We start from the raw sequence: 1,567 nt of genomic DNA, 5'->3' as shown, positions 1-1,567 counted from the left end.
AGGGGCCGGGTTACGCGCTGGAGTTGTTCTGCGGCGGATCGGCGTTCGGGTTCGGCGAGTTGGAGTTTCACAGCCCGGCGGCGGGCGGCCCGGCGGGTCCGGACCGCTGTCACGTAGGCAGCCGGATTCACGCCTTCCGGGGACCGGAGGCGGCGATCATGGAATTGGTCGAGACGATGACCCAGCCGGTCGGCTGAGACAGGACAAGGGGATTCGCAGATGGCAAGATTGATGGAGACGATCCGGACGACGGACGTGCCGGAAGGGTCGGTGGCGATCACGTACCTGGCGCAGGCGGGCTTTGCGTTCAAGACGCCGGCTGGCAAGGTGCTGTTCGTCGATCCGTACCTGAGCGACTGCTGCAATCGGCTGGTGGGTTTCAAGCGGATGATTCCGACGCTGGTGGAGGTGGACGAGGCGTCGCCGGACGTGCTGGTTTCGACGCACTCGCATCCGGACCACCTGGACATCGACGCGGTGGCGGCACTGGCGAAGCGGAAGGGGACGTTGTTCGTGGGCGCGCCGGACTGCGGGGCGACGTACGATGAGCTGGGGATCGAGGCGAAGCGGCGGACGATATTGGCGGAGGGGGAGGAGGCGGAGGTTGCGGGCGTGCGTTTTCGGGCGGTGTTTGCCGATCACGGCGAGCTGGCTCCGGAGGCGGTGGGGTTGGTGATGGAGATCGGGGGCGTGCGGGTTTACATGGTGGGCGACAGCGCGTACCGGCCGCAGGAGATTCTGGCGTCGCTGAACGGGCCGGTGGACGTGATGATTTCTCCGATCAACGGTCAGTTCGGGAACATGAACGGTCGGGAGACGTGTCTGCTGGGCGAGCAGGTGGGTCCGCGACTGCTGGTGGCGTGTCACTTCTGGATGTTCGTCGAGCACAACGGCAATCCGGCGGAGTTTCTGGAGCACGCGAAGAAGCTGCCGAAGTCGATCGAGCCGCTGGTGATGGCCCCGGGCGAGGCGCGGGTGGTTCGGCGGGCGACGTAGAGGGCTTAGGGGTTCAGGGACCATCGGTGGCGGGCGGGTACGGTGACGGTCCGGGTGATGGCGCGGGTTTGGGCGCGGGTTTGGGCGCGGGTTTGGGCGCGGGTCAGGGCGTGGCACGGGATTTCCAGGGCGCAGGCGATCGGGCGGGGCGTGGGGTTTTCCAGGACCAGTTGAACGAGCTTGCCGGCTCGCCGTTCGAGGGAGACGAGCAGGCCCAGCGCCACGCGGAGGTTCTTGAATTTCAGGTCTCGCCAGCGGTTTGGGACGGCGGGCAGGACGTGGAGCGTTCCGCCGCGGCTGTGGGCGAGCATGGCGTTGAGGGCCATGACGAAGGCGCCGTGGGCGCTGAGGAAGTGGAAGTTGATCCAGAAGCGGTCGGGTCGGATTTTTTCGGGCAGCGCGCCGAGGGTGCTGGTGAATCTGGCGCCGTTGAGCAGGTGGTCAGCGGCGCGGGGGTCGCGCAGGTAGGCGAGGGCGGTGGCGGCTTTGAACTCGGACCACGGCCAGACCAGATTGCGATAGGTTCCCGGGTTGGTGAGGCCCCACTGGCCCTGACAGAGCCGCAGGCCCT

The 1,567-nt window shown here is 67.2% G+C and carries 3 protein-coding genes; 2 read left to right on the top strand and 1 reads right to left on the bottom strand.

Going from position 1 to position 1,567, the window contains the following annotated elements; translation table 11 throughout:
- Positions 1-197, top strand: a 197-nt coding sequence (locus tag GXY33_17010) for a hypothetical protein (protein NLX06839.1), incomplete at its 5' end; no start/stop codon positions are given.
- 22 nt (positions 198-219) lie between these two features.
- The gene (locus GXY33_17005; protein NLX06838.1) at positions 220-996 is read left to right on the top strand and encodes an MBL fold metallo-hydrolase; all 777 of its coding nucleotides are present in this window, start codon (positions 220-222) and stop codon (positions 994-996) included.
- 5 nt (positions 997-1,001) lie between these two features.
- Here GXY33_17005 and GXY33_17000 read toward each other — a convergent pair.
- A partial coding sequence (locus tag GXY33_17000; protein NLX06837.1) for a hypothetical protein occupies positions 1,002-1,567 on the bottom strand: 566 nt, incomplete at its 5' end.

This window comes from Phycisphaerae bacterium, assembly GCA_012729815.1.
GTDB lineage: Bacteria > Planctomycetota > Phycisphaerae > JAAYCJ01 > JAAYCJ01 > JAAYCJ01.
This window is presented reverse-complemented; position numbering and strand designations above follow the sequence as displayed.